General features: G+C 61.3%; 10 protein-coding genes and 1 other RNA gene. 5 read left to right on the forward strand and 6 right to left on the reverse strand.

The annotated features are described in order from the left end of the window. The 6 genes from RBB32_RS01945 to RBB32_RS01970 form a co-directional block, all read right to left on the reverse strand. On the reverse strand, positions 1 to 1,095 hold the full coding sequence (locus tag RBB32_RS01945) for an NUDIX domain-containing protein (protein ID WP_306150981.1): 1,095 nt from the start codon (positions 1,093 to 1,095) through the stop codon (positions 1 to 3). 4 nt (positions 1,096 to 1,099) lie between these two features. Further along, a complete protein-coding gene (locus tag RBB32_RS01950) occupies positions 1,100 to 1,558 on the reverse strand; it encodes a TrgA family protein (RefSeq protein ID WP_306150982.1) in 459 nt (152 codons plus the stop codon). 1 nt (position 1,559) lies between these two features. Continuing rightward, the gene (locus RBB32_RS01955; RefSeq protein ID WP_306151149.1) at positions 1,560 to 2,768 is read right to left on the reverse strand and encodes a cyclopropane-fatty-acyl-phospholipid synthase family protein; all 1,209 of its coding nucleotides are present in this window, start codon (positions 2,766 to 2,768) and stop codon (positions 1,560 to 1,562) included. Between the two features lie 72 nt (positions 2,769 to 2,840). Continuing rightward, positions 2,841 to 4,268: a deoxyribodipyrimidine photo-lyase gene (locus RBB32_RS01960; protein WP_306150983.1), complete on the reverse strand. Its 1,428-nt coding sequence runs from the start codon at positions 4,266 to 4,268 to the stop codon at positions 2,841 to 2,843. Positions 4,269 to 4,319: 51 nt separating this feature from the next. Continuing rightward, positions 4,320 to 5,540 carry an aminotransferase class V-fold PLP-dependent enzyme gene (locus tag RBB32_RS01965; protein WP_306150984.1) on the reverse strand — a complete coding sequence of 407 codons (1,221 nt, stop codon included), beginning with the start codon at positions 5,538 to 5,540 and terminating at the stop codon, positions 4,320 to 4,322. An 86-nt stretch (positions 5,541 to 5,626) separates the two neighbouring features. Then, on the reverse strand, positions 5,627 to 7,330 hold the full coding sequence (locus tag RBB32_RS01970; RefSeq protein ID WP_306150985.1) for a BCCT family transporter: 1,704 nt from the start codon (positions 7,328 to 7,330) through the stop codon (positions 5,627 to 5,629). Between the two features lie 353 nt (positions 7,331 to 7,683). Between RBB32_RS01970 and RBB32_RS01975 the strand changes: the two genes are divergently transcribed. From RBB32_RS01975 to RBB32_RS01995, 5 genes are all read left to right on the forward strand, one after another. Further along, positions 7,684 to 8,922: an aspartate kinase gene (locus RBB32_RS01975; protein ID WP_306150986.1), complete on the forward strand. Its 1,239-nt coding sequence runs from the start codon at positions 7,684 to 7,686 to the stop codon at positions 8,920 to 8,922. A 70-nt stretch (positions 8,923 to 8,992) separates the two neighbouring features. After that, positions 8,993 to 11,236, forward strand: coding sequence for a phosphoenolpyruvate--protein phosphotransferase (ptsP, locus tag RBB32_RS01980; protein ID WP_306150987.1), 2,244 nt, complete (start codon positions 8,993 to 8,995; stop codon positions 11,234 to 11,236). A gap of 107 nt (positions 11,237 to 11,343) precedes the next feature. Further along, positions 11,344 to 11,698, forward strand: a transfer-messenger RNA (tmRNA) gene (ssrA, locus tag RBB32_RS01985). Positions 11,699 to 11,785: 87 nt separating this feature from the next. Further along, positions 11,786 to 13,033 (forward strand): chromate efflux transporter, encoded by a 1,248-nt coding sequence (gene chrA / locus RBB32_RS01990; protein ID WP_306150988.1) that lies wholly within the window; start codon positions 11,786 to 11,788, stop codon positions 13,031 to 13,033. Between the two features lie 72 nt (positions 13,034 to 13,105). After that, complete coding sequence (locus RBB32_RS01995) at positions 13,106 to 13,573, forward strand: SspB family protein (RefSeq protein WP_306150989.1); 468 nt, start codon at positions 13,106 to 13,108, stop codon at positions 13,571 to 13,573. Positions 13,574 to 13,646: the final 73 nt, after the last annotated feature.

Consider the following 13,646-nt stretch of genomic DNA (forward strand, 5'->3'; position numbering starts at 1 on the left):
TCAAGCGGATGCACGCAGGCGCGCGCGCTCGCGTTGCAACCACAAAAGCGACAGGACCAAAGGCCCGTTATCCGCTTCGCCACTGTGCAAAAGGTCCATTGCCTGCTCGAATCCAAGCACATGGGTTCGGATATCCTCATCCTCGCTTTCAAGGCCACCCTGCCCCTTTTCCACCTCGGGCAAATCGCACAGCCCAAGAAATAGGTGGAAATATTCCGTTGAACACCCCGGCGAGCAATAATGACTGCTGATATGCTCAAGCCCCCGCAAGGCAAGCCCGGCCTCCTCCTCGCATTCACGGCGCGCGGTCACGGCCGGGTCTTCCCCGCCGTCGACACGCCCCGCCACGGGCTCCAGCATCCAAGGCCGCGCATCACCGCGCCCAAAGGGGCCCATACGGAACTGTTCGACCAAAAGAACCCGGTCGCGCCGCGGATCATAGGGCAAGACAATGGCCGCATCCGTCGCCACGAAAACCTCGCGCCGCACCTGCGGGCTCATGCCGCCCGCGAACCCGGGGTGGCGCAATTCATAGGCACGGGTCAGGAAAAACCCGGCATGCGGCGTCTGGCGGCCAATCACCTCAACGGTATCGCGTCGCGTGGCCGACCGCACCGTCGCAGGCACCGGGGTCCGCGCCGCCACGCGCGCCTCGGCACGTGCATAGACCATCTGCATCTGCCCGCGCACCACGTCGGCCCCGCGCCTGTCCCGCAGGTCCATAAGCTCATCAATGGCCTCAGCCGCGATCGCCTGCCAACGGTCCGCCCACGCCTCAAGCTCCCACCGTGGCAAATCCGGCGGCCCCTCGGGCGGCAAAACCGCCATGACGCGCGCGCCCGCAATGCGTCGCGGCACAATCGTCCAGTCCAGCACATCGGCCAAATAGCAGATCCTGCCCCATGCCGCGTCATCGGCGGCACCGATCACCCCCGACGAAACGCCCGAGTCGCAGATCCGTGAACAGGGAAACACCCAAGAGGCGTCTGTCACAAGCTCAAGACCCGGCAATGACCCGTCCCGCACCTCGCCGGGCAAAAGCCTCTCGCGGATCGGGCCACAGGCCCATGGGCCACACAGGAAGACCGCCGTCATCGGTTTATTGCCACCGCTGTTCGGCCCATTCCCCAAACAGACCGACAACGACGCCCCCGACGACCAAGGCAATGATCAGGTTCTGGTCAAGAAGGTACTGCCCGAAATCGACTGCGATCTCGAAAAGCCCATTGGCGGCATCCATCGGCCCCTTGTATTTCTTCTGCAAGGCCTGATCCAACATCTCGTTGGCGCTTTGAACGAACAGGCCCCAAAACACCAAGGCCGCCGCACCGGTCAATCCCGCGGCGACCCCTTGCCGATAGCCATAGCCAAGGCGCGTGCCCACGGTCACCCAACCGCACAAAATACCCAGGACAAGGTTCACAATGTTGAAAGCCCCGAAATCGGTATGCGGCGGCATCAATGGCCGGATCAAGTCGGACGCGATCCAGCCGACGGCGCCAAGGCCAGCAGCCGCGAACAATTTGCCCGCCGTGGGCATGTGATCGGTATAGGGCATCCTATCGGGGCCTTGCGATTGTGATCTGGGTCACATCGCAATTACCCCCATGGAAGGCCCCCGCACAAGAGGTCAGATAGAAATTCCACATCCGGCGAAACCGGTCATCAAAGCCCATGCGCGCCACATCATCCCATTTGTCGTTAAAGGTTTCATGCCAGCGGCGCAGGGTCTGGCTGTAACTTTCGCCGAACTCGATCGAGCGTTTGACCTGCAGCCCGGCGCGCTCCACCTCGCGGCGCAAGACCGTCGGACTGGGCAACATGCCGCCGGGAAAGATGTATTTCTGGATGAAATCCACGCCCTTGCGATAAACGTCCCAGCGGCTGTCCGCGACGGTGATGATCTGCAAGGTGGCCTGCGCCCCGGGGCGCAGGCGGTCGCGTACGGCGTCGAAATATACCGGCCAATAGCGTTGCCCGACGGCCTCGAACATCTCGATGCTTGCAATCCCGTCATAGGTGCCGCGTTCATCGCGGTAATCCTGCAGCTTGAACTCCACCCGGTCCGAAAGTCCCGCTTTCTCGATCCGTTCGCGCGCGTAATTGTATTGCTCTTGGCTAATGGTCAGGCAGGTCACCTTCAGGCCCCGTTCAGCGGCCGCATATTCCGCAAAGCCGCCCCAGCCACAGCCGATCTCAAGCACATGATCGCCGGCTTTCACGCCCATCTGGTCCACCATCGAGGCGTATTTCTCGACCTGTGCCGCCTCAAGGCTTTCCTGCCCGGTTTCGAACAAGGCCGAGGAATAGGTCATCGTGTCATCCAGCCAAAGACCGTAGAAATCATTCCCCAGATCATAGTGATAGCTGATGTTCTTGCGGGCCTGTGTCTTGGTATTGCGCTGCAGCCAGAAACGGACCTTCTCATAAAACTGCACGAGGCCCTGACCGGGATAGCCATTGTACATGTCATCGTTGCCCGCGTTCACCAGATCCATGAAGGCCTGCAAATCCGGCGTGCTCCACCAGCCCTCGAGATAGGCATCGCAAAACCCAAGGTATCCTTCGCGCACCATCCGGGCGAAGACATCCCCGTCATGCACGACGATCTCGGCAACCGGCCCGGGCTTGGCCCCCTCGGCGCGAAACACCCGCCCGTCCTCCAGGCGAATGTCCAGACGCCCATGCTCAAGCTGCTTGGCCACGCCGAAGCATTGCGAAAAGTAACGCGGCAGGTTGGCCTGCCCTTTTGTCTCGGTCAGGATCATCCCGTTTCCTTGTTGGTCTTCGTTAAAGGCTATGGCGCGCAGGTCGTGTTCGGCAAGGGTTTTTCCCACAATTCAACCTTTCCAACCTTCGTAAGCCTCAAGCGCGCGGCTCCGTCCCTCCTTGAGGCCGACAATCGGCGCCTCGGGATAGGGCATATGCGCATTGAGCTTCCATGACCGGGGCACCGCCTCGAAATACCGTAGCGCGGTCTTGGTCGGCCCCTTTTGCCCTTCCGCGATCCACCGGCGCAAATAGGTGCCCCCCGGGTCGAATTTGCTGGCCTGCGTCTCGGGGTTGAAGATGCGGAAATAGGGCGTCGCATCCGGGCCCGAGCCCGCCGCCCATTGCCAGCCCAAGGCGTTGCTGGCCGGGTCCCAATCGGTCAGGCAGTCCTCGAACCATTTTTGCCCAACGCGCCAATGGGTCATCAAATGCTTGGTCAGATACGAGGCCACGATCATCCGCGCCCGGTTGTGCATCTTGCCCGTGACATACATCTCGCGCATGGCGGCATCCACGAAGGGCACCCCGGTGCGGCCCTGCTTCCACGCCAAAACCTTGCCGTCGTCCTCCTCACCGTCGGACCACGGAAAATCCCGCCACTCCGCGCGCCAGCTTTGCCCGGTGATATGCGGCGTGTGGTAAATCAGGTGATAGGCAAACTCGCGCCAGACCAGTTCTTTCAGCCATGTCTCGGCCCCCGGCTTGCCCTCTTCCATGGCCCGCCGCCCGGCGTGCCAGCACCGGTGCGGTGAAATCTCGCCAAGCGCAAGGTTTTCCGACAACCCCGAGGTGCCATCCTCGGCGGGCAAATCCCGCGCCGCGTCATAGGCCCCAACGGCCTCGCCCATGAACCAGCCAAGCCGCCCCTGCGCGGCCTCCTCGCCCACCCGCTGATAGGGGCGGCACACCTCGGCCCCGCGGTTCATGGCGCGGCCCAGGTCCCAATCGCCCAGGGCATCGCTATCCGGCCAGACGTCGGGCCCCGCAATGTCCGAGGGCGCCGCCAAGGGGGCGGCCACGTCCTTGCCCCGAACCGCCCGCCAAAACGGCGTATAAACCTTGTAAAAGCCCCCCGTGCCGGTCTCGACGGTCCACGGCTCGAACAACAGGTGGCCGGCGTGGCTTTCCACCGCCACACCATCGTCTTTCAACGCCGCTTTCACCTGCTTGTCGCGCTTGATGCTTTCCGGATCGTAAAGCCGCGACCACATGACCGCGCCCGCGCCCAGTTCCTTCACCAAGCCGCGCAACACCTCCAAGGCGCCACCGCGCCGCAGGATCAAGCGGCTGCCCAAAGCCTCCAACCGCCCGGTCATATCCTCCAGCGACAGGCCCAAACGCCACTTCGGCGCGGCGCCAAGCCCCTCGACCAGATCATCGCAGATGAACACCGGCACCACGGGCCCTCCCCGCGCGATCGCCGCATCCAACGCCGGATGATCGCTCAGGCGTAGATCACGGCGCAGCCACAGGATCGTCGGTCGGTTGTCACTCATGCTTTGCCCCCGGTGTGGTTTAGCTTTCTACGCGACGGGGCGCACACCGGATCAAAGAATATCTTCCAAGGCGTTCAAAAGCTTATCCACCTCGGCGCGCGTCGTGTAATGCACGAAACTCAGACGCAACACGCCCTGTTCGGCATCCACGCCCATGGCCCCCAAGGCGCGAAGCGCGTAGAAATCTCCGCCCCCCGCCATGATGCCCCGCGCGGCAAGGTCGCGGGCCGCGTCCGCTCCGGGCCGCGTCAGGGCCAAAGCCACCGTCGGTGCGCGCGCCTCGGCCTGCGCAGGCCCCAACAGCCGGACGGTATTGCGGTCCTTCACCGCGTCCAGCACAGGCTGCAACAACGCCACTTCATGGGCGCGCATCAGGTCATGCAACCCCTGCCCGCGCGCCGCCGCATCGCCTTGGATCCCGTGATGCGCCGCAAGGGTATCCACGTAATCCGCCATCCCCGCACAGGCCGCCACCTGCGCATGATCCGGACCTGCCGGTGTGAACCGCTTGTACAAGACACCCGCGTTGAAATAATGCGCCTGGTTGGGCAGCAACTCACCCAATTCCCGGCGGATCACCATGATCCCCTGATGCGGCCCATAGGTTTTATAGGCCGAGAACAGGTAAATATCCGGCCCCATGCCGCCCACGTCCGGCAATCCGTGCGGCGCGTAACTCACCCCATCGACGCAAACGAACGCCCCCGCCGCATGGGCGGCGGCGGTGATCTCGACCACCGGGTTGATCGCCCCCACCACGTTGGAACAATGCGGAAAACAGACCAGGCGCACCCGCTCATCCAGCAGGTTTTCCAGATCCTCCAACCGCAACAGCCCGCTGTCGGGGTCAATCCGCCACTCGCGCACCTCTATCCCCTCGTCGGCCAAACGCCGCCACGGCCCGGAATTGGCCTCGTGATCCTGATCGGTGACAACGATCACGTCGCCCGGTTGCATCCACTGGCGAAAGGCCTGCGCCAGAACATAGGTATTCTGCGTGGTCGACGGACCGAAACTCACCTCGTCGGCGGCCACGCCCAACAGCGCCGCCAACCGCGCCCGCGCTTCATCCATCTCCTCGCCCGCCAGACGGCTGGCCTCGTAGGGGGCATAGGGCTGCACCTTGCGCTGCCGGTAAAACCTCGTCAGGCGGTCAATCACCTGCCCACAGGTAAAAGACCCTCCCGCATTCTCGAAAAACGCCTGCCCCTCAAGGCTGGCTTCGGAAAATGCCGGAAACTGGGAACGCACGAAATCTGTATCAAGCTGCATCTGCAGGCCTCCTCGCTTTTGGCCTACTGAAATGCAAAAGGCCCCGGGGGACAAGCCCGGGGCCTTCGCAATCGGTTTATCTCGGTTTAGCGCTTCTCGCTCGCCAGACCTTTCCAGATGGCATAGCACATCACCAGCAGAACCAGCGTGAAGGGCAAGCCGGTCGAAATCACCGCCGATTGCAGCGACGCAAGCCCGCCACCGATCAACAGCACGATCGCAACCGCACCTTCGAAGATGCACCAGAACACACGCTGCGACACCGGCGCATCCACTTTACCGCCTGCGGTAATCGTGTCGATCACCAGCGACCCGGAGTCCGAGGACGTCACGAAGAAGACGATCACCAGGATGATCCCGATCACCGAGGTGATGGTTGCCAGCGGCAGTTGCGACAGCATGTAGAACAGCTTGAGTTCAAGTGCCGCGTTCTTCGCCCCTTCGTAGCCATCGGCCACGACCTGGTTCAGCGCGGTACCGCCAAAGACGGTCATCCACAGGATGCAGACAGTGGTCGGAATGATCAACACGCAGATCACGAATTCACGCACCGTACGGCCACGGCTCACGCGGGCGATAAACATGCCCACGAAGGGGGACCAGCTGATCCACCAAGCCCAGTAGAACGAGGTCCAGCCCTGCATGAAGTTCGTGTCTTCGCGTCCGAACGGGTTCGACAGCGCGACAAGGTTCTGCAAGTAGGCCCAGATGCTGTCAAAGAACAGCGTCAGCAGGAAGATCGGGCCACCGACGAGGAACACGAAAACCAGCAGCAGTGCCGCAAGGCCCATGTTGATCTCGGACAGGACCTTCACGCCGCCATCAAGGCCACGCACAACCGACACCAGCGCCACGGCGGTGATCGCGGAAATCAGGATGACCAGCAGAAGCGGATTGTTCTCAACGCCGCTGTCCTCGCTGTTGCCATAGGTGATGCCCATGAAAGAGCGTGTGCCTTCCGCCGCATCGCCCGACCCAAAGAGGAACGTCAGCCCCGAGGCCGTCTGCTCGGCGCCAAAGCCCAGCGAGGTCGCCAGGCCGAAAAGCGTCGCGAAAACGGCCAGCGTGTCGATGATATGGCCGGTCCAGCCCCAGACGCGCTCGCCGAACAGCGGATAGAAGGCCGAGCGCAACGTCAGCGGCAGGCCCTTGTTATAGCTGAACAGCGCCAGCGCCAGCGCCACGACCGCGTAGATCGCCCAGGGGTGCAGACCCCAGTGGAAGATCGTCGCCGCCATGCCAAGACGTTGTGCCGCGGCATCGTCGCCCCCGGCTGCGCCCAGCGGGGCCCAGTCGGTCCGCGCGCCGTTTTCCATCGACGTCCCGCCAAGCGAGCTTGAGAAATGGCTCATCGGCTCGGACACGCCGAAGAACAGCAGGCCGATGCCCATACCGGCCGCGAACAGCATCGCGAACCACCCGATATAGCCATAATCCGGCGAGGCATCCGCCCCGCCAAGTCGCACACTGCCATAGGGCGTGACGATCAGCAGAAGACAGAAGATGACAAAGACGTTCGCCGCGCTCAGAAAGAACCAGTCAAAGCCCTTGGTGACAGCCGAAAACAGCCAGCTGAACACGTTACTGGCCTGCTCGGGCAGCGCCAGCGAATAAAATACGAAGATGACGACCGCCAGCCCCGAGATGAAGAAAACCGGGTTGTGAATGTCCAGTCCGAACGGCCCGATCTTCGCTTCGATATTATCCTGACCGATCTCGTAATCGGTGTCGATGATATCCGCAGGCCCCTCGGGCGCAGGAATACCCTGATTTGTTGATTCATCGGCCATGAAGGCCCCCCTTAGTTAATTGCCGATCCGCCGCTTGCTCCGCGCCGAGTCCTGTCCGTCACCCGGTGCCCTGACACGTCTGGCCTATATCGGCGGCTCCCTAGTTACGCGAACGGCACCGCGGATGAGTCCGTTGCTCTTTTCCTTTGAGAGAAGGCACAGCCCTGTCCGCTCTCCGTATGTCGAGGGTAACAACCCTTTGCTAGGCAGATCAAGCCGTTGCGGCGCTTTCCACTCGGAAAGCGACCTGTACCTTTATCGCAAAGATCGTGAAAACCCCTGCGGCACCTCGCCTATTGCCCTTCCCCGCCAGCCCGCGTAAACCGCGCCAAGATTGCAGCAAGGACGCCCCAATGCCCGTTCTCGTTATGAAATTCGGCGGCACCTCCGTCGCCACGCTCGACCGAATCCGCCGCGCCGCCAAGCGCGTGGGCGTCGAAGTCGCCAAAGGCTATGACGTCATCGTCATCGTCTCGGCCATGTCGGGCGAAACCAACAAGCTTGTGGGCTACGTGGGTGAAACCTCGCCGCTTTACGACGCGCGCGAATACGATGCCGTGGTGTCATCCGGCGAAAACGTCACCGCCGGGCTGATGGCGCTGACCCTGCAGGAAATGGATGTCCCCGCCCGCAGCTGGCAGGGCTGGCAAGTGCCGCTATTGACCACCTCGGCCCATTCCGCCGCCCGGATCGAAGAGATTCCGACGGACAATCTCAATGCCCGGTTCGCCGATGGCATGCGCGTGGCCGTCGTCGCGGGTTTCCAGGGCATCTCGCCCGAAGGCCGCATTACCACCCTTGGCCGGGGTGGATCGGACACCACCGCCGTGGCCTTCGCCGCCGCCTTCGGCGCCGAACGCTGCGATATCTACACCGATGTGGACGGCGTCTATACCACCGACCCCCGCATCGCCGACAAGGCCCGCAAGCTCGACCGCATCGCTTTCGAGGAAATGCTCGAACTGGCCTCGCTCGGGGCCAAGGTGCTGCAAACCCGGTCGGTCGAACTGGCCATGCGCTATAACGTCAAGCTGCGCGTTCTCAGCAGCTTCGAAGAACAATCAGACGACGCAGGAACGCTGGTCTGCGCCGAGGAGGAAATCGTGGAATCAAATGTTGTAAACGGCATCGCCTATTCCCGCGACGAGGCGAAAATGACCCTGATCTCCGTCGCCGACCGCCCCGGTATCGCCGCCGCCATCTTCGGGCCGCTCTCGGATGCCGGCGTCAACGTCGATATGATCATTCAGAACATCTCGGAAGAAGGCCGCACCGACATGACCTTCTCCTGCCCCATCGATCAGGTGGCGCGCGCCGAGAAATCCCTGTCCGAGGCCAAGGACCGCGGCGAAATCAACTATCATGACCTCGTGGCCGACACCAACGTGGCCAAGGTTTCCGCCGTCGGCATCGGCATGCGCAGCCAGTCGGGTGTCGCCGCCAAGATGTTCCAGACGCTGCGCGACGAGGGTGTGAACATCAAGGTCATTGCAACCTCCGAGATAAAAATTTCCGTCCTGATCGACCGGAAATACATGGAACTCGCCGTCCAATCGCTGCATGATGCCTTCGAGTTGGACAAAGTAACCTGAACCCGTCACCCTGAAACGCGAACGGGTTTGGGGCCGGAAAGAACGAGGGCCAGTCGCGGCGCGGGCAAGGATGACGCAAGAGCACCAAACAGACAGCCGCCAGATGCTGGGCCGCCTGCGCAGCGTCATGGCCGAAGATGCCGCCGGTCAGCAACGGCTTGACCGGATCACCACGCTTATCGCCGAGGAAATGAAGACCGAGGTTTGCTCGATCTATCTTTTCCGCGATGAAGACACGCTTGAACTCTGCGCCACCGAAGGCCTCAATCCCGGGGCCGTGCACGAAACCCGCATGCGTCTTGGTGAAGGTCTGGTCGGTCGCGTCGCCCGCACGGGCAAGATCATCAACACCGACGATGCCCCCGGCGCGCGCGGCTTCCGCTACATGCCCGAAACCGGGGAAGAAGCCTATTCCGCCTTCCTTGGCGTGCCCATTCAGCGGCTTGGCGAAATGCTGGGCGTTCTGGTCGTGCAATCCAAGGACAAGCGCGACTTTTCCGAAGACGAGATCTATGCCGTCGAAGTGGTCGCCATGGTCATCGCCGAAATGGCCGAACTGGGGGCCTTCGTGGGCGAAGGTGCGGCCATGTCCGCGCGCCACCAACAGCCCGTGCTGTTTCGCGGCACCTCGGCACAGGAAGGCGCGGCCCAAGGCCATGTCTGGCTGCATGAACCGCGCGTTGTCGTCACCAACCCCATTGCCGAAGACCCCCACCGCGAACGCGACCGGCTAAGCGAGGCCGTCGAAGAACTGCGCGTCGGTGTCGACAGGATGCTGTCGACCGCCAAATCGGGCGACAAGGAACAGCTCCAGGTTCTCGAAGCCTACAGGATGTTCGCCAATTCCAAGGGCTGGATGCGCCGCATGGAAGAGGACATCGCCCGCGGCCTGTCGGCCGAGGCCGCCGTGGAAAAGGAACAATCCACCGCCCGCGCCCGCATGGGTCAGGTCACCGATCCCTACCTGCGCGAACGGCTGCACGATCTGGATGACCTCTCCAACCGGTTGCTGCGTATCCTGACCGGCCAAGGCAGTGAAACCGGCGCCGACATGCCCGCCGATCCCATCCTGATCGCGCGCAATATCGGGCCTGCCGAGTTGCTGGATTATGGCCGTGGCCTCAAGGGTATCGTGCTCGAAGAAGGCTCGGTCGGCTCACATGCCGCGATCGTGGCACGCGCCTTGGCGATTCCGCTGGTGATCCATGCAAACCGCATCACGAACGAGGCGCTGAATGGCGATCACATCCTTGTTGACGGGGAACAGGGCATCGTCCACCTGCGCCCCGACGATACCGTGGTCGGCGCCTTCCGTGACAAGATGGCGATGCAAGCCAAGGCACAGGAACGCTATGCCTCGATCCGCGATAAACCCGCCGAAACCCTCTGTGGTCAGCATATCTCACTGACCATGAACGCGGGCCTGATGGCCGACCTGCCCAGCCTCGAAAGCTCCGGGGCCGAGGGCGTGGGCTTGTTCCGGACCGAGTTGCAGTTTCTGATCCGCAATCACATGCCCAAGCGCGCCGAACTGAGCGAGCTTTACGCCCGCGTCATGGATGCCGCCAAAGGCAAGCGCGTGGTGTTTCGAACGCTGGATATCGGCTCAGACAAGGTCTTGCCCTACATGAAGGCCGTGGATGAACCCAACCCTGCGCTTGGCTGGCGCGCGGTGCGGGTGGCGCTTGACAAACCCGGCGTCATGCGGATGCAGCTACAGGCGCTTGTGCGCGCCGCCGCCGGGCGGCCCCTTTCGATCATGTTTCCCTTCATCGCGCAGCGCGAGGAATATTTCGCGGCCCGCGCCGAGATGGACAAGGCGCTTGAACGCGAACGCATCCTTGGCCATCCCCTGCCCGAGCACCTTGAACTGGGTGCGATGCTGGAAACGCCGTCGCTCGCCTATGCCTCGGACAGTTTTTACGAGGCCGTGGATTTCCTTTCCATCGGCGGCAATGACCTCAAGCAGTTTTTCTTCGCCGCCGACCGCGAGAACGAACTGGTCCGCAAACGCTATGACACCCTGAACGTGTCCTTTCTTGGTTTCATCGAACACATCGTTGACCGCTGCGCGGCCACCAATACCCCGCTCAGTTTCTGTGGCGAGGATGCAGGCCGCCCGATCGAGGCCGCCTGTTTCGCCGCCATTGGCCTCGAAAGCCTGTCGATGCGCCCGGCCTCCATCGGCCCGGTGAAATCCATCCTACGCCGGACCAACCTGATCGAGCTGCGCAACGTGATCGACCGCGCACGCGATGAAGGCGCCCAATCTGTCCGTCCGGCGGTGATGGATTACCTGCGCGGCAAGCTCTGATCCGGGGCGTTTCGTACGACTCGTACGAAAGTTTCGCGCCCGCTATGGATTTTCGTACGAAATACGGGGGGCAAGCGTACGACTCGTACGAAATTTTTGCCCTCTCTTCCCTTTGCAAACGCCCCCGATTTGCCTATATCTGGTGTGTTCCCTTGGGAACTATGGACATAAACGCGCTCGTAATAAGCGGATCGGACCCGGGGGCGGTACCCGGCGGCTCCACCAAAAAAGCCTTTCGTTGGAGGTGGTTAGGGGGCCGAAACAGGATCGACGAACGTCTAAAGGGGTTAGCTTTGTCCCGGTGAGATACCACCGTTATCGGTTCGCTAAAGCATAATTGCCAACGACAATCGTGCTCCGGTCGCCGTTGCTGCGTAAGCGGTAACAAGACCGAAATCTAAGCCCAGCCCTCTAGCAAGGTCTGGCGGGGTTCGCAGGCACCTGGCAACAGAAGCCTGCACTTCTTACCATAACACCCTGATATTGCTAAATTTTTATGACGTCGCGCAAAAGCCTTGCGCGAATCCTGAAGGGCGTTATCACCCTTTTATGCGACCCTCCTACGGTGATCTTTTCCGGGTCTTCGGACGTATCGGCCTGCTGTCTTTCGGCGGGCCAGCCGCGCAAATCGCGCTGATGCACACAGAGTTGGTAGATCGCCATAAGTGGTTGAAAGAAAACCAGTTTCTTGGCGCCCTGTCCTTCTGCATGCTGCTTCCCGGCCCCGAGGCCATGCAACTGGCCACCTACGCCGGCTGGCGCCTGCGCGGCACCTTGGGCGGCCTCATCGCCGGAGGTCTTTTCGTCCTACCCGGTGCAATTGTCATTCTCGTCCTCGCCATGGGGTATTCCGCTTTCGGGCAAGTCCCTGTTATCCAAGCACTTTTTACCGGCATCAAGGCGACCGTGGTGGTGATCGTCATCCAGGCACTCCTGTCGCTGTCCCGCCGTGCGCTCAAAGGCTGGGACAGTTGGGCACTTGCCGGTTTGGGTTTCACCGCGATGTTCTTCCTTTCGGTTCCTTTTCCCGTCATTATCGCCATAGCCGCGCTTTGGGGCGTTGTCATGCGGCCCGAATTCGACGCGCAAAAACGTGAAGATCACAATGTAACCAGTTATATTAAAACAGTAAAAACCGCCCTGATATGGATCGCCATATGGGCCGCGCCTGTCTTTTTGGCATGGGCCTCGGGGGCCAGTTTCCTAACCGAGGTCGCGCTTTTCTTTTCAAAGCTCGCGGTCGTCACCTTCGGAGGTGCCTACGCCGTTCTGGCCTACATGACCCAAGCCGTCGTCGAAACCCACGGCTGGCTTACCACACCTCAAATGATCGACGCCTTGGGCCTTGCCGAAACAACCCCCGGCCCGCTGATCCTTGTCACGCAATTCGTCGGCCACCTCGCGGGGTACCAAGAAGGTGGCGTGACGCTGGCACTCCTGGCGGGTGTCATGACCCTCTGGGTTACCTTTACCCCTTGTTTTCTTTGGATATTTATCGGCGCGCCTTACATCGAAACCTTGTTGTCGCGCCCACGTCTCAAGGGCGCCTTGACCTCCATATCGGCGGCCGTGGTCGGTGTAATCCTCAATTTGTCGGTCTGGTTCGCGCTGCATGTCATCTTTGCCGAGGTTCAAACCACGGCCCTTGGCCCTACCCCCACCCTCGGCAGTTTCAACGCCCTGTCTGCCGCTTTTGTCGGCGTTGCGGCTTTGCTTCTTTTGGGCCTGAGGATGTCCATGATCCTTGCCCTGACGCTCATGGCCATCCTCGCCGGTGGTCTTCACATCCTGATGTAAGGAACCTGCGCCAGAGGCCTTTTGTTTTGCCTCGAATCCCCTATGCTTAGCCAAAAAGTAACGGGGCGAAGAATGTCTGAAACGATTGACTATGGAAAATTGATGCATCGGGCCATGCGCGGCCTGATTCAGGAGGTTCTTTCGGACGTTCGGGATAACGGCCTTCCCGGCGCGCACCATTTCTTTATCACGTTCGATACCACCCACCCCGACGTACAGATCGCGGATTGGCTGCATGATCGCTATCCCTCTGAAATGACTGTCGTAATGCAGCATTGGTTTGATGACCTCGAGGTCACCGATGAGGGATTCTCAGTCACCCTGAACTTCGGCGATGCGCCTGAACACCTTTACGTGCCCTATGATGCGATCCAGACGTTCGTTGACCCGTCGGTCGAGTTCGGTCTCCGGTTTGAAACGCAGGACGAGGACGAACCGACAGATCCCACCGACGACGGTCACGACGAAGAAGAAATGTCTGAGATCCCCGAAGATCATACCGATGCCGAAGTCGTCAGCCTGGATAGCTTCCGCAAGTAGCGCAACATCGCAGCACTGTATTCTACGGTATACATTGTTGATCTTTCCGGCGGGTCAGGTATGACAGGATCAA

This window comes from Roseovarius sp. MMSF_3281 (assembly GCF_030733685.1).
In the GTDB taxonomy this organism is placed as follows: Bacteria; Pseudomonadota; Alphaproteobacteria; order Rhodobacterales; family Rhodobacteraceae; genus Roseovarius.

Excerpts from the sequence above, each read along its gene's own strand:
- chrA (WP_306150988.1), top strand. The coding sequence starts at position 11,786 with ATGCGACCCTCCTACGGTGATCTTTTCCGGGTCTTCGGACGTATCGGC.
- RBB32_RS01945 (WP_306150981.1), bottom strand. The coding sequence starts at position 1,095 with ATGACGGCGGTCTTCCTGTGTGGCCCATGGGCCTGTGGCCCGATCCGC.
- RBB32_RS01995 (WP_306150989.1), top strand. The coding sequence starts at position 13,106 with ATGTCTGAAACGATTGACTATGGAAAATTGATGCATCGGGCCATGCGC.
- RBB32_RS01965 (WP_306150984.1), bottom strand. The coding sequence starts at position 5,540 with ATGCAGCTTGATACAGATTTCGTGCGTTCCCAGTTTCCGGCATTTTCC.
- RBB32_RS01950 (WP_306150982.1), bottom strand. The coding sequence starts at position 1,558 with ATGCCCTATACCGATCACATGCCCACGGCGGGCAAATTGTTCGCGGCT.
- RBB32_RS01970 (WP_306150985.1), bottom strand. The coding sequence starts at position 7,330 with ATGGCCGATGAATCAACAAATCAGGGTATTCCTGCGCCCGAGGGGCCT.
- RBB32_RS01960 (WP_306150983.1), bottom strand. The coding sequence starts at position 4,268 with ATGAGTGACAACCGACCGACGATCCTGTGGCTGCGCCGTGATCTACGC.
- ptsP (WP_306150987.1), top strand. The coding sequence starts at position 8,993 with ATGACGCAAGAGCACCAAACAGACAGCCGCCAGATGCTGGGCCGCCTG.
- RBB32_RS01955 (WP_306151149.1), bottom strand. The coding sequence starts at position 2,768 with ATGATCCTGACCGAGACAAAAGGGCAGGCCAACCTGCCGCGTTACTTT.
- RBB32_RS01975 (WP_306150986.1), top strand. The coding sequence starts at position 7,684 with ATGCCCGTTCTCGTTATGAAATTCGGCGGCACCTCCGTCGCCACGCTC.